General features: G+C 64.6%; 18 protein-coding genes. 16 read left to right on the top strand and 2 right to left on the bottom strand.

Going from position 1 to position 18,202, the window contains the following annotated elements; translation table 11 throughout:
• Positions 1-270: 270 nt before the first annotated feature.
• The 15 genes from AC1DNF_RS30490 (at position 271) to AC1DNF_RS30420 (ending at position 13,406) form a co-directional block, all read left to right on the top strand.
• Positions 271-1,152 (top strand): tyrosine-type recombinase/integrase, encoded by an 882-nt coding sequence (locus AC1DNF_RS30490; RefSeq protein WP_478152401.1) that lies wholly within the window; start codon positions 271-273, stop codon positions 1,150-1,152.
• 10 nt (positions 1,153-1,162) lie between these two features.
• Positions 1,163-2,344: an IS91 family transposase gene (locus AC1DNF_RS30485; protein WP_478152400.1), complete on the top strand. Its 1,182-nt coding sequence runs from the start codon at positions 1,163-1,165 to the stop codon at positions 2,342-2,344.
• A 773-nt stretch (positions 2,345-3,117) separates the two neighbouring features.
• On the top strand, positions 3,118-4,641 hold the full coding sequence (locus AC1DNF_RS30480; protein ID WP_478152399.1) for a DNA topoisomerase: 1,524 nt from the start codon (positions 3,118-3,120) through the stop codon (positions 4,639-4,641).
• Positions 4,638-5,144, top strand: coding sequence for a DNA topoisomerase (locus tag AC1DNF_RS30475; RefSeq protein WP_478152398.1), 507 nt, complete (start codon positions 4,638-4,640; stop codon positions 5,142-5,144). Before AC1DNF_RS30480 ends, AC1DNF_RS30475 begins: the two co-directional genes overlap by 4 nt.
• Entirely contained in the window at positions 5,141-5,527 is a 387-nt protein-coding gene (locus AC1DNF_RS30470; protein ID WP_478152397.1) for a hypothetical protein, read from the top strand. The genes AC1DNF_RS30475 and AC1DNF_RS30470 overlap by 4 nt, the downstream gene beginning before the upstream one ends.
• A 5-nt stretch (positions 5,528-5,532) precedes the next feature.
• A complete protein-coding gene (locus tag AC1DNF_RS30465) occupies positions 5,533-5,811 on the top strand; it encodes a hypothetical protein (protein ID WP_478152396.1) in 279 nt (92 codons plus the stop codon).
• 15 nt (positions 5,812-5,826) lie between these two features.
• Entirely contained in the window at positions 5,827-6,342 is a 516-nt protein-coding gene (locus AC1DNF_RS30460) for a hypothetical protein (protein WP_478152395.1), read from the top strand.
• Positions 6,343-6,359: 17 nt separating this feature from the next.
• Positions 6,360-6,836, top strand: a complete 477-nt coding sequence (locus AC1DNF_RS30455; RefSeq protein ID WP_478152394.1) for a hypothetical protein — start codon at positions 6,360-6,362, stop codon at positions 6,834-6,836.
• 461 nt (positions 6,837-7,297) lie between these two features.
• The gene (locus AC1DNF_RS30450) at positions 7,298-8,119 is read left to right on the top strand and encodes a hypothetical protein (protein WP_478152393.1); all 822 of its coding nucleotides are present in this window, start codon (positions 7,298-7,300) and stop codon (positions 8,117-8,119) included.
• Entirely contained in the window at positions 8,022-8,636 is a 615-nt protein-coding gene (locus tag AC1DNF_RS30445; protein WP_478152392.1) for a hypothetical protein, read from the top strand. Before AC1DNF_RS30450 ends, AC1DNF_RS30445 begins: the two co-directional genes overlap by 98 nt.
• A 28-nt stretch (positions 8,637-8,664) precedes the next feature.
• Positions 8,665-9,951, top strand: coding sequence for a hypothetical protein (locus AC1DNF_RS30440; RefSeq protein WP_478152391.1), 1,287 nt, complete (start codon positions 8,665-8,667; stop codon positions 9,949-9,951).
• A gap of 20 nt (positions 9,952-9,971) precedes the next feature.
• Positions 9,972-10,316 (top strand): hypothetical protein, encoded by a 345-nt coding sequence (locus tag AC1DNF_RS30435; RefSeq protein WP_478152390.1) that lies wholly within the window; start codon positions 9,972-9,974, stop codon positions 10,314-10,316.
• A 110-nt stretch (positions 10,317-10,426) separates the two neighbouring features.
• Complete coding sequence (locus tag AC1DNF_RS30430) at positions 10,427-11,650, top strand: hypothetical protein (RefSeq protein ID WP_478152389.1); 1,224 nt, start codon at positions 10,427-10,429, stop codon at positions 11,648-11,650.
• Between the two features lie 9 nt (positions 11,651-11,659).
• Positions 11,660-13,120, top strand: coding sequence for a hypothetical protein (locus AC1DNF_RS30425; RefSeq protein ID WP_478152388.1), 1,461 nt, complete (start codon positions 11,660-11,662; stop codon positions 13,118-13,120).
• 73 nt (positions 13,121-13,193) lie between these two features.
• Positions 13,194-13,406, top strand: coding sequence for a hypothetical protein (locus AC1DNF_RS30420; protein ID WP_478152387.1), 213 nt, complete (start codon positions 13,194-13,196; stop codon positions 13,404-13,406).
• An 82-nt stretch (positions 13,407-13,488) separates the two neighbouring features.
• On the opposite strand, the gene AC1DNF_RS30415 is transcribed toward AC1DNF_RS30420, so the two are convergent.
• Complete coding sequence (locus AC1DNF_RS30415) at positions 13,489-13,968, bottom strand: hypothetical protein (protein ID WP_478152386.1); 480 nt, start codon at positions 13,966-13,968, stop codon at positions 13,489-13,491.
• Positions 13,969-14,145: 177 nt separating this feature from the next.
• Here AC1DNF_RS30415 and AC1DNF_RS30410 point away from each other — a divergent pair, with 177 nt between their 5' ends.
• Complete coding sequence (locus AC1DNF_RS30410) at positions 14,146-15,693, top strand: DDE-type integrase/transposase/recombinase (protein ID WP_478152385.1); 1,548 nt, start codon at positions 14,146-14,148, stop codon at positions 15,691-15,693.
• A gap of 585 nt (positions 15,694-16,278) precedes the next feature.
• Here the strand turns inward: AC1DNF_RS30410 and mutL are convergent.
• Positions 16,279-18,162, bottom strand: a complete 1,884-nt coding sequence (mutL, locus tag AC1DNF_RS30405; protein WP_478152384.1) for a DNA mismatch repair endonuclease MutL — start codon at positions 18,160-18,162, stop codon at positions 16,279-16,281.
• Between the last annotated feature and the right edge of the window lie 40 nt (positions 18,163-18,202).

Below are 18,202 nucleotides of genomic sequence, written 5' to 3'. Positions count from 1 at the left end.
GCGCTCATCAACGAGATTGGTCCATTCAAGACCTTCGGTTCCTGTCGCAGGAAAGTGAGCCCGCATGAGTTCGTGGACGCGACGTGTGTTCATCTGTTCCTGGGTTGGCTTGAAAACTGGAGGTGCATGCGAGTGTCGGCTTTTGGCCGAAGGACTAAGCCGCTCGCGCGGCAGTTGCCTCGCCACCGCCGTGGTTGCTCGTAGGGTTTCTGGTTCTTGCCAAGTTGACGGCTGAGGCAATCCGCCTCGCCTTTCGACTGGAGCCGAACCATGAGTTCATTGACGCCTTCCGTCTCCCCGTTGCGCCAACGCATGATCGACGACATGCGCATGCGCATGCGCAAGTTCAACGGCAAGACCCAGATTCACTACATCCGCGCCGTGCGCAGGCTCGCCGCCTTCCTCAAGCGATCGCCAGATACTGCCACCGCGGAAGACCTCCGGGCCTTCCAGTTGTACATGGTCGATACCGGCACGTCCCCGCCGACCATCAACTCCACGCTCAGCGGCCTGAAGTTCTTCTTCGACGTCACGCTGGGCCACGCCGAGCTGATGGTCAAGGTGCAGCCCGTGCACCAGCCGCGCCCGCTGCCGGTGGTGCTGAGCTGTGACGAGGTCGCTCGACTGATCGCCGCTGCACCGAACCCCAAGTACCAAGCGGCGCTGTCGGTGGCCTATGGAACCGGGCTACGCGTCAGCGAGGTCTGCGCGCTGAAGGTCAGCGACATCGACAGCGAGCGCATGACGCTGCGCGTGGAGCAAGGCAAGGGCCGCAAGGACCGCTATGCCATGCTCTCGCCGGTGCTACTCGAGAGGCTGCGGGCATGGTGGCGGGTGGGCCACGCGCAGGGCAAGATGCTGCCCAACGGCTGGCTGTTCCCGGGGCTCAACCCGATGGACTCGCTGTCCACCCGGCAACTCAATCGCGCGATCCATCTGGCCGCCGACGCCGCCCACATCGACAAGCGCGTGTCGATGCACACACTCAGGCACAGCTTCGCGACGCACCTGCTGGAGCAAAAGGTCGACATCCGGGTGATTCAGGTGCTGCTGGGCCACAAGCGACTGGAGACCACCGCGCTGTACACCCACGTAGCCACCGAAGTGCTGCGGGCAGTGATCAGCCCGCTGGAGATGCTGCCGTCGTCGTAACCCGGCCGTCGTGGCACGCGCCGCCCTGGAAGTCGCCGACATCTTCCGCCTCCATGGACCCGCCTGGCGCCAGACTCAGCGGGGTCACCTGAGCCTGGGCCAACTCAAGGTCATGTCGGCCATCGAGCAGTGCCGCAGTGCGGCATTGGGCGGCCATGTCTTGCGTTGCGAAGGCTGCGGGGCCGACCAGGTCAGCTACAACTCCTGCCGCAACCGGCACTGTCCGAAGTGCCAGAGCAGCGCTGCCCAACGCTGGCTCGAGGCTCGACAGACCGATCTGCTGCCGGTCGAGTATTACCACGTGGTCTTCACGCTGCCTGCGCCCATTGCCGACATTGCGTATCAGAACAAGGCCGCGATCTACGGCCTGCTGTTCGACATGTCCGCCAACGTGTTGTTGACTATCGCAGCCGATGCCAGGCATCTGGGCGCACGCATCGGTGCCACGCTCGTGCTCCACACCTGGGGCTCGGCCCTGACGCACCATCCGCACATACACGGCATCGTGCCCGGCGGGGGCCTGACGCCCGATGGCAAGACCTGGATTGCTTGCCGACCCGGCTTCTTCCTGCCCGTGCGCGTGCTCTCGCGTTTGTTCCGACGACGCTTCCTCGAAGGGCTTGAGCAGTTGCATCGCGCTGGACGACTGCAGTTCTTCGGCGAGCACGCGGCGCTGGCGCACGAGCAGGCCTTCGCCGAATGGTTGGCGCCGATGCGCCGGCATGAATGGGTGGTCTATGCCAAGCGTCCCTTCGCCGGGCCACAAGCCGTATTGGCATATTTGTCGAGATACACCCATCGGGTGGCGATCTCCAACAGCCGTCTGGTTGCGCTGGATCAGCGCGGCGTGACCTTCCGTTGGAAGGACTACCGAGCCAAGGGCCGCACGCGCCACAAGACCATGACGCTGGAGCCGCAGGAGTTCATACGGCGATTCCTCCTTCACATCCTGCCTGGCGGCTTCCATCGAATCCGCCACTATGGGCTACTGGCCAATGGCAATCGCAGCGAGTGCCTGGGACTGGCGCGCGCCGCGCTGCAGGTCAGCGTCGAGCCCCACCTGAGGGAGCCAGCGATAGCCGTGCCGACGTTCGTTTGCTGGCACTGTGGCCGACCACTGGTCGTGGTCGAGGTCCTCATGCGCGAGCGCCCATTGATCCGGGCGCCGCCGGCGTCGGTCCGCACATCATGAGCGCCAAGCCCAAGCCAGCCAGAAACAAGCATCGGTCCTCTCCCGTCGGGAACTGGTGCGGGCACGCCGTGCGCCCTCCAACGCGGGACCGGGGTCAGCGACGCTGCCACATCGTCGCCCAAGCGATACGACCTATCGCCCAACCTGTTCAGGCATCGGCGCCGGTCCAACTACCGACCTGCAACACGAAGACACGGACCCTCAATCGGCCGCATCATCCCCTCCAATCGCCATAGTGCTCGGCAAGCATCGCCTCATTCGCCGCGGCTTCCTCCCTCGAGGCTTGTCCAACACCTGCCCTCAGGTCGGTGTTATGCGCAGGCTCGTCTTGCAGGCCGGGCAGATGTCGGACAAACCTAAACGAATCCGGCCTTCCGACGCATTCTGCCTCGCCGCCCGCCGGCGCGGCCCGCGACGTGCCGCCCTCGTTGCCTTCGCCCCGTTACTCCAGCCGATTTAGTGCCGCGCCGTCCCACCCGCGCCCTCGTGTGGGGCGGATCTGAATGGCCCGGGCATAAGCGACGACGAGCCGGAGGAGCCGCGCTCTAGCCAGGCGTCGGGAGGGTGAGATTGCCTACGGGCGCGAGTTCCCCCCAGCCGAGAGCTGGCCGGTGGTCCGACTTGGACCAAGGGAGTTCGCACAAAGGAGAGCTACGCCCACCACTCATCAGCATGAAACCAACACAAATGGCCGGCAAAAACCAACTGCAACTTGCTTCGTGAAGTACTATTGAATCAAACGTAACAAACGCGTAGGGTTCAAGAGATACAAGATGGCCGGTGAGCAAGTCGTATGGATAGCGGAAAAGCCCTCGGCGGCCAGGGACCTGGTCGCGGGCATGAAGCTCGCCTATGGGGTCACCTGCACGAACGAGAGCGCAGCGGGACGTGACGGCTACTTCGTCATGGGCAACGGGGATATCGTGCTGCCGCTGGCAGGCCACTTGCTGCAGACGGCGAGGGTCTCCGAGTACCTCTCTCCCGAGATGGCGCAACTCGAGGAACAGCGCGCGTTCGACCGGTACAAGGACTTCCTGCCGGTACTTCCCCCGAAGCTGATCACCCATCCCCGCACCGATGAGAAGAAGGGCGCAAGGGACAAGAGCGCCGGCGCCCGGAAGCCGTTCGGTCCGTACATCGTCGCCAAAAAGTTCCTGCGCCGCGGCGTCAAGGTCATGAATGCGGGGGATACCGACCGCGAAGGCCAGCTGATCGTCGATGAACTGCTTGAGCATTTCGGGATTGATCCGTCGGGGCCGAACGTGTTCCGCGTCGAACTGGTCTCCAATCGGGCCGAGGACATCGCCGCGACGCTCAAGAAGCCTTTCGAGCGCAACGGAGCTCCGAAGTGGGCCCTGCGCGGCGAGGCTGCGCGCGTTCGCCAGTACCTGGATTGGGTATGGGGCTTGAATCCGTCGATGGCCTACCAGGCGATCCTGCGCAAGTCGAATGTGGGCGTTGGCCGCGTGCAGACGCCAGTGCTTGCGATGGTGGAGAACCGCCGTCTCGCCATTGCCAATTTCAAGCCGGTCGACTACTTCATCCCCGTGATCACCCTGCGCGACGGCACCGTCATGCGTTGGCACAAGCGGGAGGAAGCCGCCGGCAAGCCGGGTTTCGACCACGAAGGCCGGATCATCGACGAACAGGTGGCCAAGCAAATCGTCCGAGCGATCACCGGGGGCCTCAAAGGCACTTGTGTCCAGGCCACCGCCAAAGAACACAGTGAGAAGCCGCCGCTCCCGTTCTCCCTCGGGGCGCTCCAGGCCGAGGCCGCGCGCCAACACGGCATGACCCTGGACGAAGTGAGCGAGGCGGCGCAGAACCTCTACAAGAGCAAGGCGATCTCCTATGTCGGTACCGACTGCCGGTTCCTGCCTGAATCGATGCATGCGGACGCGCGCAAGGTGATGGGCCAGCTCGCGAAGCTGTTCCCTGGCCAGGCACAGGGCGCCCACATGGAGATCAAGGGAGCAGCCTTCAACGACTCGAAGCTTGACGAGCACTTCGCCATCGTGCCCATGGGCCTGCCCAGCAGCGGTGCCGGGCGGAACGAGCAGGCAGTCTTCCGCACGATCGCCAAGCGGTTCATGGCTCAGTTCTACCCCGACTACCTCTACAAGCAGCACTCGCTCATCGGCCGGTTCGGCCAAGACGAGTTCCGCGCCAGCCAGAAGCAGGAGATCCGCAAGGGCTGGAAGGAGGTCGAAGCCGATGCCGAATCAAGCGGCGACTCCGAAGATGGCCGGGCCGGCGAGACGGAAGTGCGAGGCGAAGTGCAAAGGATGCGCTCATGAGCGACCCCACCGACAAGTTCGGCGGCTACCAGAGCGGGGCCGTCATGTATGCGGTGAGCGCCAAGGTTGAGTCGAAGCGGACTACGCCGCCAAGTCCGTACACAGAGGACGAGCTGATGGACGACATGCTGTCAGCTCACAAGTTCGGGCGCAACGACCAGGAGCGCGAAATGCTGAAGCGCGTCCAGGGCATCGGCACCTCCCGTACCCGCGGCACGATCATCACGAATCACCTCGATCGGGATCTGCTGCGCCGGGTCAAGAAGGGCAAGAAACACCAGCTGCACATCACCGAGTTCGGCACGCACCTGCTGAGCCAGCTGCCGGATTCACTCAAGAGCGTTTCGATGACCGCTCTCTGGGAACTGGCGCTTGCCGATGTCGCCGAAGGTCGGGCCAGCCCGGAGCTACTAAAACAAAAGATTTCGGAAATGGTGAAACGGTTGCTCTCCGAAGCGTTTTCGTCGCGTGGCGTTTTGCCGACAGTTTTCAAAGGGAAATGACCGAGACGAAAATGCATTCGTCCGTGGAAGAATGGCGACACAATGTAAAGGGTGAAAACGAAATGAATCTGAATCTCTCACATCAAGCAAGGGCACATCAAATGACAGCACTTTTGGGGGGCGTGGCAATGACAATGAACGGCATCGCCCCGTCGCCGGAACGGGCGAACCAGCTCAATACTCTCTTGGACCGCATCTCGGCTGGCGTCGACGTCACCGTCGAGAAGGTGAAGAGCGTCCTGTCCGCATATGCGGCCGGGGGCGCGCCTGCACGAACGGACTTGCTGGCCGCCGGCGCCGAATGGCGGGCCAACGTCCCCGTCCTTCGCCAGGTGCCCGAGGCTGCGCACGAGGCCGACCGCAGCAACTCTCCGCGAGGCTGAGAGCAATGCACGCGGCCGCTGTGAGCCAAGCGTCGGCGAGTCGCCTTGCCCGTGTGATGGCGCGCGTCGAGTCGCTACCTGATGATCTGCGCGCGATGTTCGATCTGAGCATCGTGCGTGGCCAGCCGAAGGCTGCGGTCTGCCGCGAAGGCCGGATGGATGGCGCGATGTTCGATCAGACCTACTCGCGCCTGCTGCGTGAGCTGAAGCGCGATCCCCATGCGCGCCTCGTCCTGCCGCAGGTTCCGCGCCTGCGCTTCCCCTTTCCACCTAAGAAGCCATAGGCGCCGGAGCTCCTCATGACCAAGCCGTCTGAAGGTTGGGACAACCCAGTCGTGCTCGACGATATCGAGCTGTACCACTTCGCGACCGAGGGTGAGCGAAAGCTCGCCGCCAGTCTGATTCGCTCGAGCATTGACGACATGGTCCTGCTTCAGAAGGTTGACGCGGCTGAGCGCAGTCTGAACAGGAACGTCACCGTGGAGGAGCTCCGGGTGAGTCGCGAGTGGGTCGCCAGCAATGGCGGCGTGCTCTCCTTCGAAGAGTGCTGCAACATTTGCGCTCCCGACTTGGACTGGCGCTCCGTCCAACATGCAATCCTCTTGGATCCTTCTGGCGCGCTCGAACGCATCCGCACGCACAACTCCGCGATCGTCGATAACGATGTGGCGCTGCCGCAGACCGAGGCGGAGATTGCGCGCGGAGACGAGCCGGTCACCACTGGTCGGCTCGCGATGAGCCTGCTGCACATGGTCCAGGCTGATCTCGACTTTGCCCCTGAGGATGAGGCCGGTTCCCGGCCGCTGGCCTATTGAATCGAGCACGCCCTGCGATGATCTCTGTCGAGCGCCTTCTCACCAATCTCGCCATCTCGCATGGCGTTTCCTTTACGGCCAGCGGAGTCTCCTATGGGGCGACGGAGGTGTTCGGGTCGCCGGACTTCTCGTTTATGCCGGCGGTCGTCGCGGAGGCTGTCCGCATCGCGCGCGCTCTGAGTGTCGGCATCGAGAGCGAATTCGACATGGAGCTGGTTGGCGCGCAGTCTTCGCCGGCTGCGGAAGCCTTCGAGTTCAACGTGACCGTGCGCCCACTCGGCGACGACGTCGGCGTCTTGCGAGGGCTCCTCTTCCAGCAAGCGGCAGATCGGGTCTTCCGCTGGCACGCGGAGAAGCTCGTTGACTTGATGGCGGTGTTCGCACGCTTCAAGGAAGACGGGTACGAGCAGGAGCGCCAGTCCCTTGAGTCCTACACGGCCGCGCTCGCCGCGCGCGTCGAGGCCCATCAACCCCAGATTGCAATGGCCACATGACCACCACCAACGGAAATGGCGCCCACGGCGCATCCACGAGCGTAAGCGCTACGCCCTCGACCTCGCTTGGGTTCGGAGCGAACAAATTCCTGCGCCATCAGCTCAAGACGGGTCGTTTGCACACGAAGGGCTCAGGCGTGGCGGCAAGTGAGCCGGAAGTGCCCGAGGACTCGTCCTCCGAATCCTTGAGCGCGGCAGACGTTGCCGCGGGAGCCGACGCCGCTCTGGCGCCGCGAACTGCTGCTCCTAGTCCTGCTACCGTACCACGGGCTGTGCGCTTCGTTCGCCCGGTCCAAACTGAATCGGGCGGACCGGTCGGATCGAAGCCGACTGCCCCGCCAGCGGCCGTGCCTGCCGCTGCTCCGGCCCCGCCTGCTCCGGTTGAGGCAGCCGCAGCAACACGGGTGGCCGGTTTCAGCCGAGCGCCTGAACAGGGGGCCGCTCGAGCTCAAGCCGCGCCGGTGGCCGGCTTCGCCGGTGCAGTTGCCTCGCAACGCGTCGCAGATGCCACAAAGGTTCACATTTCAACCGTCAAGCTGCTCACCCGCCTGCTCGGTGCTGTCGCCGCGAGGCCCGGAATCATGGCCGAGGAGCACGTCCGCAGCGAGACGCTGCGCGACTTGCATCGTCAATCGCTCGAACTCGGCACGTCGCTCGCGCAACGCTGCGTCCTGAGCGGCCCGATTCCCGACTGGCTTCGGGCGCAGGCCACCGACGCCGCCGCCAACACGCTCTGCATGGCCTGGGAAGGCGGGATGAGCGCGGACAAGATCAAGGGCTTCAACGAATCGCTTGCGTTGCAGCTGGGCGCTATCGCACAGGACGCCGAGGCTATCGCGGGTCGGGTGGGCTTTGACGGATACGCGGTGGCCGACACCGTCGAGACAGCGCAGGCCCGCCTATACGTCTCGATCACTGCCGCCATCGGCCGCTTGAGCGTGCTGGGCGTCCCTCCCGTGCGTGGTGCGCAGTGCATCGGCGAGGTTGTCGACCATCTGCAGGCTACCGAGAACCACGCGGGCCTGAAGCTGGATCTGCGCACCGCGTGGCTGCAAGGCAGCCTTGGCCGGTGCACGGACCTGATCGTTGCCGTCCTCCAGTCCCAGGCGCTTGTGCCAGGCGGCGAGGACCGTCTCACTTTCGCACAGCGTCAGGCGCTGAGTCTCTTCCAAGAAGTCGAAAACTATGCGCAGCAATTCATCCATCGCAAGCCTTCCGACCCGATCGAGGGCTCTTCCGAAGGCGCGGAACCTGATCCTGGTTCTATGCCTCGGGCTCGGTAACCTCGGCATCGCTCAGGCTGCAGTCGACTACTGCGGTCAGGCGACATCCGCCAGCCAGGCCGCGCTGGACCGCGCGATCCAGCGCCAGAACCGGGCGAACATCACCCTCTCGAGCGCAATCGCGCAAGCGGCCAACTGCCAGAGCACCGTCAACGGCGCGATCGCCCGGGTGATTCCCCAGATGGCCGACTGGCGCGGCTCGACGGGCATCCTTGATCGCATGGCGAGTTCGGCCGTGGGTCAGCTGACGAGCGCCGCGTGTTCGGCGCTGAACCAGGCGACAAGCCAGGTCACGGGACAGATCAACAGCAGCGTCAACCAGAACCTCTATGGGCTCAACAACGGTGTCAGCAGTGGCCTGGGGGGTGGCGCGCTCGGAAACATCGGCAGCAGCGTCGTTGGGTCCGCGACGGGGAGCCTCGCAAATGGCGTCTCGACAGGCGTGAACCAAAGCGCCAACGCGGCAAGCGGATCGATCTGGAACTCGATCTCTTGCACGATCAGCGGCAAGTGCTGAGCACCAACGAATAGGCGCCTCGCCAAACATGAAGCTTCTCCATCCGATTCTCCGTCTCGCGCCTGCGCTGGCGCTCTACGCGTTCGCCGGCGCTGCGTACGCAACCACATCTGTGATCGACGTGGCGCTGATAGTGCAGGTGCAACAGGCCTCGTTGGCCATCACACAAGCAATCACGCAAGGGCTCTCAGATCAGACGATGACGTTGACCCAAAGCATCAGCGATCTGAAATCGGGCTTGGCCAGCGCGATCTCGGGCGCAGCCGAGACGACGGCGCAGGCCTCGGCCGGGACCGCCAAGGTCATCAGCGAATCGGCGCAGCGTACGGCCTCCGAACAGGCTGCGATCCGCAACGAGGAGCGCTTCAGCGGGGTGGACCCGTGCAACGTCTTGGTCAGCACCATCGGGACGTCATCGGCAAGTCGAAATGGTGTGACCGCCACGGGCGGAGGAGGTGGCGGCCAGCCAAAGCCTGCGCCGGGTGGCTCGGGGGGGATGGATGCGGTCTTGAACGTCGCCGAGAAGCGAGCACCGGCGGGTCTGCCCGAGGTCGAGGCCGCGCGGTCGGCAAAGGCTGCCTGCTCCACCTTCGCGGACGGGCCGCTGCGAGGCCAGGCTTGTGCCGATTCAGGCTTCGCAACTTCGAACAGCGCAGGCTATCCGAACGCCGACATTCGCGCCTCGACACTATTTGATGGGCCACAGACGGCTGGTGACGGCACGGTCGTCAAGCGACGCCTGACGGTTGACCTGGCCGGCAATGACGGCACCGCCGTGCGCGCCCTGATGCGCAACCTCGATCAGCCGGTTCAGCTGCAGGACCTCTCCAAGGCCCAGCGCAACACCGACGCGGGCCGGCAGTTCCTGGCGCTGGAGGATGCATTCGCAGCGCGAATGAGCGTTGCGAAGTACCCGCAAGAGGCCCAGGCGAACCTGATCGCAGCCAAGCCGGAGCTGATTCCGATGTTGCAGCAGATGCTCAAGTCCGATGACGCCGCTTTTGTCCAGGGCTACCTGCAGAACAATGCGCCGAACTGGTCGAGCAAGGGCATCTCCATGGCCGAACTGATCGCACTGGAGACGCAGCGTCGGTTCATGAATCCCGACTGGCAGCTGCGACTGCTCGCGATGTCAGACACGGATCTCGCGCGCGAGAACGTTCGAATGCAGTCCCTGAATGCTTGGCTGCAGAGCATCGCGCTTGACCGCCAGATCGTCACCTCGGTGATCGAATCGAACTCCGCCCAGGCTGCCATTCGCTCGGAAATGATGCCGCAGCTCATCGCCGCGAACAAGCGGGCGGTCAACCGCTGATCCCAGAAAGCACAGAAGAAATGAACAGCCCGCAAGCCTCGTGGTTTCCCGATCCGTCGCACAAGCCGCGCGCCAAGGACAACCTTGTCATCACGGACTTCGCAACGATGGAGCGGGGCGACGCCGCATGTCTTGTCATCAAGGCCGAGCCCGGCATGCAGCCGCCCGTCAGCGCCCGCTGGCTGGCCTCCGCGCTCGAGCTGACTTTCCAGCATCCGCCGGCGCGGACCATGCTCTTCGTGGCGCCGAAGTTCCGCAGCAAGTGGGTCAACTCGGTCGTTGTCGCGCTCTTCGAGGGGCCGGGCTCGATCGTGAAGGGGCGGATCACCATCAACGACATGGTGCCCGTGCCCATCACGCGCTGATTCACCGCGGGGCCGCTCCGGCGCGCTCTGGCGCCGCGAATTCTCCCCTTACCGCCCGCATGCCAGAAAACATTTGCGCAGAAATGGCGAAGTGCATAGATCATTGAATCATGGTTATGCCGTCAAACAAATTTAGCGCCAAAGAGAGAGGCGCCCTGCAGGACATGCTTGATGCGCCAGAGCGCGTGGAGATCCACGGGTCCGATCGTGCGTGGCGTGCCGGCTTGCTCGCTGTAGTCATGGCAACGGCCTGCATGAGCTTTGGGACTGCACATGCGGAGTGGGCTGCGCCTTATCTGTCGCATATCGATGCGCCTCCGGCGTCGTTCTTCGCGAGGAAGGCCACGGTGCCGACCTCCGAGGCTGGCGTTGCCGCGCTCCTGCGGCGCGATGGCGCGCAGGAGGTCGCCTCGACCGCGGTGACAGTGCGGCCGACGGTGTATCCACTTGCCTTCAGCGCTGGGATGAACGAGGACCAGATCCATGAGAAGGTCGTCCAGTTCGTGTTCGGCAAGCCGGTGGTGGAGCCAGGGCTGGGCGGGCTCATGCGCCTGCAGAACAATCTCGAGGCGGACCTTCCGAAGACGCAGTCCCCGATGTCCTGGAGCTATATCGCGAAGGACGGAAACCAGTCCGGCTGCGCTCTTCTCATCAGCGACCAGCACGCCGCGGCGATCGGCTCGCTCGCCCGTGCCACCGGCCTGAGCACCGAGGCGGCGTTGGATTTCGCGGTGATCCACGAAAGCGCTCATTGTGCCCAGCAGGCCGAGATCCTGGCGGCCGCATTCGACGTGATGAGCCGCGGACGCGTGCAGGCCCAGCGAATTGCCTCCGGCATGCTCGGGGCAAAGGTGGAGTCCATGATCGCCGGCGGGAAAGAAGGCGACCTGTTGACAGACAACCTGCTGGCCGGCCGACCGAACGAGCTGAGCGCGGAGCGCTTCGCGGACGGGTTCGCGCTGCTGGCCCTGATGGCGCAAAAGCGGATCTCCGGGCAACAGATGGAAGGGCTGATCGCGTGGCGCCTCGGCGATGCCGCGAGTCACAACACCGCCAGTTTCCTCGCACACATCCGTGACGAGGTGCGCAGAGATCCTGCCTCCTTCGCCGCGATGCAGTCCGCCGGTGACTCGGGCTTCGATGCACAGGCGATCGCGTCTTTCCTGCGACCGCGATGGAACGACTTCGAGAAAGCCGCGGCCGTGGCGCATCGCGAGAGCAGCGCCGGACTCAAGGATGTCCTGGTCGCCAGCCAGAGAACGCGTGCCGCCGAATCCGTCATTACCTATTCAACAGCGGCTGAACCTGGCCGTGCAACTCCCCCTTCCAACTAGAGACCCGAGATGGCAACACAGAATCGCTTTTCCGCCGCAGAGCAAGCTCAGCTCACGGCGATGCTCGAGGCGCCCGAGGTGATCGAGGTGCACGGCAACGACGTCGCCTGGAGGAACAGCGTCCTCGGCACGATGATGGCCACGGCGGCGCTGACGTTTTCGGCGGCTGCCCATGCGGACTTTTCCGACATGTTCCAACGCACGATGGGCAACGTTGCCAGTAGCGTTGCCACCAGCGCGATGTCGACCGCCGTCCGTCAGACGATGCAGGGCGGGGTCGACATGGTTGGAAAGTCGGTGAAGCAAGCGGTCAACGGGCCGTCCGCTGCGCCAGATGCGCGCAGCGGCCTGGTGCGGACCAGCACCGTCGCCACGGGCGGCCGCCCCTCGCTGGCGCAGTCGCTCGGCTTCGGTCGCTCGGACGTTCCGCAGTCCGCGAACGACCTGGCCGAGGTCATGCTGCGAAACGATGTGGGCTCGATCGCAGCGACTTCTTCCCTTCGACCCGTGTTGTTCCCGGTCGTCGTGACCGCGGGCAACGAGTACAGCCAGTTCGACGAGGCTTCCCGGCGGGCGGCGGCCGCGGTGCCGCCGGCCGGCCCCGGCGGCCAAGGCCTCGTTCGCGACAGCATGATGCAGTCCCGGAGCGACGCGCCTGCGGCCATGATGTACATGGGGGCGGCACCCAATACCGCCGCCTGCATGATCGTGATGCATGCCGACAAGGCCGATTACGCAAGGCGGATGTCGCAAATGACCGGCCTGTCGACGAAGGAAGCGATGGACTTCGCAGTCATTCATGAAGCGGCGCATTGCGCTCAGCAAGGTGAGTCGATCGCCGCACAGCTCGAGGCGCAAAGCGGACGGGGTGTGCAGGCGCTTCAGCGTATGTCGTATTCCGGCCTGGTCGACGTTCACACCGAGCGCGCCATTCAGGCCGGCGGCGCGGCGGGTCTGAACAATCCGAATGCCGTCGACAATGCCGCGCGCTCCGCAGAACGCTACGCCGACGCATTCGCCGCGCTGGCGATGAATGCGCAGCAGCCGCTCAACGGTCAACAGTGGAATGGCATTGCGTCTTGGCGGATGAACACCGGCAGCGGCCACGACACCTCGAACTTCGTTCGCTGGGTGCAGGACCAGGTACAGCGCGATCCGATCGCCCGTGAGGCCATGAAGTCGGACTTGGGCGCCGGGTACAACGCACAAGCCGTTGCCTCGTTCCTGAAGCCCATCTGGAAGACCTTCGAATCGCGCGAGATCGAGTTGGACCAGAAGCGTCAGCGCGCGAACCAGGGTTTCCGGCCGGCCGAGCGGGTCACCCAGGTCTCGGCAGAGCGGGTCAGCCAGGCTGCGAACTACGGCATCCGCCCTGGTGACGTGGCTGGCGGCAATGTCCAGCGCGACGTCTCGCGCGGATATGGCGATGAGGACGTGCAGCTTCTGAACGGCGGGCCGCGTCCTCGATAAGGCGTGCGCCGGGTGGTATTCGCGTTGGGCGACGTTGCGAAGGATCTCGGCGCTATCCAGTAAAGTGGCAGGCATGACGATACCCACGAATCAGTTTTCGCAACGGGAACGCGCCGGTCTCGAGCAGATGCTCGCGGCGCCCGAGTCTGTGGAGTTTCACGGCACCGATCTCGCCTGGCAGAAGGCTCTTGGCCAGGTCTTGTCGCCTGAGCAGCCGAAGCCATCGCTGAAGGATGTGTTGATGTTCAACAGCGTGCCCCCTTCCGACGTGCCTCGAGGCGGGTAGCCCATCGCCCAGCTGCCGTGGGTTGCAGCGAGCGGCGGGTCGGTGGATGCTCCGGTTACGCGCAAACCTTTGCCGCCGCGGCCTAGCTGAGGTTGTCGAGTTGCCGCTGCGTGTCGGGCGGCACGTGCGTGTCGCCTCGTGCGCGTTTGAGGATGTAGATCTTCTCGGCGTGCATGACCTCGGCGGCGATCTTCCCCATGCCAGAACCCAGGAAGAAGATGCATGACGGCGCGAGCGCCTCAACCAGAGGCTTTCCGATCTCGGTTGCCGCGAGACGCACCAAGCCGGCGGGCGGCGGAGCGTTGTCGCGCGTCCGGTAGGGGAAGACGTTGAGGAACGCGATGCCCGCGATGTCCTGCTTCGCAGCCTTCAACACCGGATAGATGATTTTGCGCAGGTTGATATTTTTCACCTGCTCGATGTATGCCGTGGCCATCGCATCCAACAGGAGCGGCGCCAGGGTCGGCTCGCAGTCGCGCAATGCGAGGATTGCCTTCTCCAACGCCGCGTCACCCGACGTCTTCGATTGCGAGTCGCCGCCACCGCCCGGATTCGCGGCCACGAGAAGTGTTCCACCGCGACGGTATCCGGGGCCGACGTAGCCGACGTAGGGTGTAAGCGCGGATTCCGGGATTGAATGGGGGACCTGGCCGGCGTCAACTACCCTGTCCGCCGCATTGACTCGTCGGAATTGCTACCCGAGCTGACCTGTTGCCTCACGTAACTTGCTACCCGTCGGATGGTCCGACGGGAGCATCACTACGTGACGAGGCGAATCAGCATGGCAACACGCAAGGAGTTGGTTGAAGCAGTGCGAGCGCGCTACAGCAGCGCGCCACCGGTGGAGAAGGCGAAGATCCTGGATGAGTTCGTGGCCTTGACCGGCTACCACCGCAAACACGCCATCCGGGTGTTGCGTGAAGAGGTCAACACGAAAGAAACGCGGGCACGCAATCGTCTGTATGACGAGGCGGTGCGGCAAGCGCTGACGGTGCTGTGGGAGGCTGCGGATCGGGTTTGCGGCAAGCGGCTGAAGGCGTTGATCCCGATGTTGGTCGATGCGATGGAACGCCATGGCCACCTCGACCTGGACCCGGTCGTCAAGACCAAGGTCTTGCAAGTCAGCGCCGCGACCATTGATCGCGTCCTGGCCGATGCGCGTTTGCACATCGACGGGAAGCGAAGGCGCCGCACTGGCGTGGGCGCGGCCATCAGGCGCAGCATTCCGGTACACACCTTCGCCGACTGGAGGGATCCGGTGCCAGGCTTCTTCGAGATCGACATGGTCGAGCACTGCGGCGGCCCGAAGACTGACGGTGACTATGTTCACACCCTGACGCTGACCGACATCGCCAGCGGTTGGACGGAATGCGTGGCGATGAGGATGCGCGACCAGATGCTGGTGATCGAAGCCTTCGAGAAGGTGACGGCCGATCTGCCGTTCGCGATGCTCGGCATTGACTCGGACAATGACAGCACCTTCATGAGCCAAGCCGTGTTCGATTATTGCAAGGGGCGCGGGCTTGAGCAGACGCGATCACGTCCCTACAAGAAGAACGACCAGGCCTGGGTGGAGCAGAAGAACGGCGCTATTGTTCGGCGCCTGGTCGGCTATGGTCGCCTGAGCGGTCGCGAAGCCACGAAGGCCTTGGCGCGGCTGTACGAGTCATCGCGGCTGTACATCAACTTCTTCCAACCCTCATTCAAGCTGAAGTCCAAGACGCGCGACGGCGCTCGCGTGCACAAGGTGTACTTCGCGCCAGCGACGCCGTGTGAGCGGCTTGTTGCCCACGGCAGCGTCGAGCCGGCGATCAAGGAGAAGTTGACGGCGCAATTCAAACGACTCGACCCTGTGCGGCTGCTGCAGGAAATCCGCAGCGCACAGCAGACGTTGAGCGAGATTGCGGCCCACGGCGTTCCGACTGAAGTGAAATCGAGAAGTACGGCCGATGTTGCAACGTTCCTTCAAAGCTTGTCGTCGGCCTGGACGGACGGCGAAGTGCGTCCGACGCATCGCAAGCAGCCCAAGGCCAAACACTGGTGGAAGACTCGGGCCGACCCATTCGCCGACGTGTGGCCAGTCATTGAAGGGTGGCTCATTGCTGAGCCCTCAATTGCGGCCAAGACCCTGATGGCTCGACTGGTCGCGATGGTTCCAGAGATTTACGACGGCAAGGCGCAGCTGCGGACATTGCAGCGCCGAGTGAAGGCTTGGCGCAGCGCGCGCATCACGGAAATGGTCCTGGGCGGTCTGCGCAAGGCAGATGCAGTGCCGGCGGAAGTCTGAACGCAGCCGACCACTTACGCGAGGCCGAGGGGGCCGGGCGCTTCGCGCCCGGCAGGCCATGGACATGTGGACGATGCGCCTGCGGCGCACCGGCTGCGGCGGTGGACAACGCAGCGCTGCGCGGCTGCGTTGCCCACCGCCGCAGCCTTCGCCCACATGCCCACAGCCATCAACTTAAAGAATTGAAAAGAAGACCGAACGACAACAAGCAGCCGGGTAACATTCCTTCGTGAGGCAACACGCCGGCCAAGCTAATTGTCGCCAACCACGGACCTGTGGATCGTCCGGACTCCCATAGAGATGCTCCCTTCGCACCTGCAATGCCTTCTTAAAAGCGAGTGCGACGTGATCGCGGTCGGTCGTCGACATTGATGCTGCTCGTATTGTTGCTCGCGACGGGGCCGCCGCGGGTGCGAGTCGATAGTCTCAATTCCTTGATTAGATGTAAAACGTTCGTTTCAACCGGCGGCGTCGCTGGGCGATCGCTTGACTTCATTCAGAACCATTCGATGCGGCCTCGCGGCAAGGGTGGCGGGGCTCGTGAGCCTCCCAGTGCGTCGATCGCTGGAGCTTCAGCGGGCTCGCTCAACGGCCTCGCATGAAGAGGGCGTCCAGTTCCCGCATCGATACTTGGCGCCAGGTCGGACGGCCATGGTTGCACTGGTCAGAGCGCTCGGTGGCCTCCATCTGGCGCAACAGGGCGTTCATCTCGTCGAGGGTCAGCGTGCGGTTGGCCCGCACCGCCCCGTGGCAGGCCATGGTCGATAGCAGTTCGTTCTGCGCCCGCTGCACTGCGGTGCTGGCGTCGTGGTTGGCCAGCTCGGCCAGCACGCTGCGCGCGAGTTCGACCGGGTCGCCGTCAGCCAGCGTGCCGGGAACGGCGCGCACCGCGAGCGTTCGCGGCGAGAGGGGCGAGATCTCCAATCCCAGCGCGGTCAGCGCGGCGACGCAGGCCTCCGCGGTAGCTACTTCCTGCGGCGTAGCGGCGAAAGTGGCGGGGATCAGCAAGGGCTGGCTGGAGATGGCTGCCCCGTCCAGCTGCGTCTTGAGGCGCTCGTAGACGATGCGCTCGTGCGCAGCGTGCATGTCGACGATTACAAGGCCCTGGCTGTTCTCGGCCAGGATATAGATGCCCTGCAACTGGGCCAGGGCGCGGCCGAGGGGCCATGCATCGGCGCTGCGATGCGTGGCGCCGGACGCGGATTCGGCCGGCGTGGGCGCGAAGGCGGCGGGTGCGGGAGCGGATTCGGCCGCCGGCACCGATGCAGAGTCCGTTGAAGCGCGTGTGACCGGCGGCGTTTCCCGTGCCTGGGTCGGCCACATCGCGGCGGCATCGCCTAGGCCGCGGGGCTCGGGTGCGAAGCGCATGCCGGGCTGGGTCCAGGATGCGCTGGGCGGTAGGGAACGAGGCTTGAAGAAGGTCTCAGCTGGCCCGGCGGCCGCATCGCCAGCGCGCGGCACGGCCAGCGCGTCCTCTATTGCGTGGCGCACCGCCTGGTGTACCTCGCGTCCGTCGCGGAACCGCACCTCGATCTTGGTCGGATGCACGTTGACGTCCACCCGCGCGGGATCGATCTCCAGGTACAGCGCGTAGATCGGCTGCCGTTGACCGTGCAGCACGTCTTCATATGCGCTACGCACTGCATGGGCCAGCACCTTGTCGCGCACGAAGCGGCCGTTGACGTAGAAGAACTGCTGGTCGCTGCGCGAACGGGCCGCATCGGGGATGCCCGCGCGGCCGGTGACCCGAACCTGGCCTGCATCGCGGTCGACGGCGACGCTCTGAGCGACGAAGTCCTGTCCGAGTGCATCGACCAGACGCTGGTCGCGGGAGGCGGCGGCGCGCCATTGCTCGACGAGCTTGCCGTCGTGCCAGACTGAGAAGCCGACCTCCGGCCTTGCGAGCGCATGACTGCGCACCGCTTCGATGCAGTGCGCCAGTTCGGTGGCGTCGGCCTTCAGGAACTTGCGGCGCGCCGGCGTAGCGAAGAAGAGCTCCCGCACTTCCACCGTGGTGCCCGCGGCGCGCGCGACTGGCCGCAGTTCGCCGGTTTGGCCGTCGAGCGAGAAGGCGCTATCGGCGCCAGCGAATCGCGACAGGATACTGAGTTCGGCAATGGCGTTGATGGCCGCCAGTGCCTCGCCGCGAAAACCCATCGTGCCCACCGTCTCGAGGTCTTTGAGGCTCCCGATCTTGCTGGTGGCATGGCGGCGCAGCGCGAGTGGGAGCTCCTCCCGCGGCAGGCCCAGGCCGTCGTCCTCAACCGAGATCAGCCGCACGCCGCCGGCAGACAGGCGCACGGTGATCTGGCGAGCCCCGGCGTCGAGGGCGTTGTCCAGTAGTTCACGCACCACCGATGCGGGCCTCTCGACCACCTCGCCGGCGGCGATCTGGCTGATCAGCTCATCGGGAAGCTCGCGGATCGGTCGGCGCGCGGCCGGGGCGATGGAAGTGGGAAGGTCGCTCACGAGGGCATTCTAGAAGGACGCCGCGACGGCGTGCATCGCC

This window comes from Variovorax sp. 01T432 (genome assembly GCF_056398605.1).
The sequence above is the reverse complement of the archived record's forward strand: the minus strand, read 5'-3'. Positions and strand labels throughout refer to the sequence as shown.

Excerpts from the sequence above, each read along its gene's own strand:
- AC1DNF_RS30490 (WP_478152401.1), top strand. The coding sequence starts at position 271 with ATGAGTTCATTGACGCCTTCCGTCTCCCCGTTGCGCCAACGCATGATC.
- AC1DNF_RS30480 (WP_478152399.1), top strand. The coding sequence starts at position 3,118 with ATGGCCGGTGAGCAAGTCGTATGGATAGCGGAAAAGCCCTCGGCGGCC.
- AC1DNF_RS30475 (WP_478152398.1), top strand. The coding sequence starts at position 4,638 with ATGAGCGACCCCACCGACAAGTTCGGCGGCTACCAGAGCGGGGCCGTC.
- AC1DNF_RS30470 (WP_478152397.1), top strand. The coding sequence starts at position 5,141 with ATGACCGAGACGAAAATGCATTCGTCCGTGGAAGAATGGCGACACAAT.
- AC1DNF_RS30465 (WP_478152396.1), top strand. The coding sequence starts at position 5,533 with ATGCACGCGGCCGCTGTGAGCCAAGCGTCGGCGAGTCGCCTTGCCCGT.
- AC1DNF_RS30460 (WP_478152395.1), top strand. The coding sequence starts at position 5,827 with ATGACCAAGCCGTCTGAAGGTTGGGACAACCCAGTCGTGCTCGACGAT.
- AC1DNF_RS30455 (WP_478152394.1), top strand. The coding sequence starts at position 6,360 with ATGATCTCTGTCGAGCGCCTTCTCACCAATCTCGCCATCTCGCATGGC.
- AC1DNF_RS30445 (WP_478152392.1), top strand. The coding sequence starts at position 8,022 with ATGCGCAGCAATTCATCCATCGCAAGCCTTCCGACCCGATCGAGGGCT.
- AC1DNF_RS30440 (WP_478152391.1), top strand. The coding sequence starts at position 8,665 with ATGAAGCTTCTCCATCCGATTCTCCGTCTCGCGCCTGCGCTGGCGCTC.
- AC1DNF_RS30435 (WP_478152390.1), top strand. The coding sequence starts at position 9,972 with ATGAACAGCCCGCAAGCCTCGTGGTTTCCCGATCCGTCGCACAAGCCG.
- AC1DNF_RS30430 (WP_478152389.1), top strand. The coding sequence starts at position 10,427 with ATGGTTATGCCGTCAAACAAATTTAGCGCCAAAGAGAGAGGCGCCCTG.
- AC1DNF_RS30425 (WP_478152388.1), top strand. The coding sequence starts at position 11,660 with ATGGCAACACAGAATCGCTTTTCCGCCGCAGAGCAAGCTCAGCTCACG.
- AC1DNF_RS30420 (WP_478152387.1), top strand. The coding sequence starts at position 13,194 with ATGACGATACCCACGAATCAGTTTTCGCAACGGGAACGCGCCGGTCTC.
- AC1DNF_RS30410 (WP_478152385.1), top strand. The coding sequence starts at position 14,146 with ATGGTCCGACGGGAGCATCACTACGTGACGAGGCGAATCAGCATGGCA.